The sequence below is a fragment of the Agromyces humi genome, from assembly GCF_009720255.1.
GTDB classification, from domain to species: domain Bacteria; phylum Actinomycetota; class Actinomycetes; order Actinomycetales; family Microbacteriaceae; genus Agromyces; species Agromyces humi.
Map to the genome: position 1 here is coordinate 1 of NZ_WJSP02000793.1, position 531 is coordinate 531.

The 531-nt window shown below is 73.3% G+C and carries 1 pseudogene; it reads left to right on the forward strand.

Features of this window, described 5'->3' with window-relative positions:
- Positions 1–223: 223 nt before the first annotated feature.
- Positions 224–531: pseudogene (locus tag GH736_RS24800) on the forward strand (DUF4192 domain-containing protein); the annotation flags it as partial.

A 531-nucleotide genomic window follows, 5' to 3' on the forward strand; every position in this document is an offset into this window, starting at 1 on the left:
TCGCCTGCCGACGCCCGATGCGGCCGCCACCCGCGCGATCGCCGAGCACCTCGCGCGATTCGACGATCTCGCGCGAGCCGACGCCGCGCTGGCCGACCTCGGCACCGAGGCCGACCCGGTGGAACTCGTCGAGGCGCTGCTCGGAGGTGAGCCGCACGATCACCCGGCACCGAGGGTCGCGTGGTTCCTCCACCTGGCGCGGCAACCAGTGATGCGAGACGCGATGATGCTCCAGTTCGGGTTCGGCCCGATGATCGGCGAGACGGCGCTCGATGACGCGCTCGAGACCGCAGCGGTCGCGGACCGCACCGGGGAGACCGTCGACGAGGTGGTCCGCCGGCAGCATGCCGACGGTGCGGGGGAGTCGGTGTCCGACCTGCTGGCCCGACTCCTCCTCGGACAGACGAGCATCAGACCCGATGTCGAACGCGTGCGGAGGGCGCTCGACCTGGTGCGGTGGGTCGCGGCCCACGCGCCCGACGGCCACCGGGCTCCGCCGTTGTGCGTGGCGGCCTGGCTCGCGTGGGCACT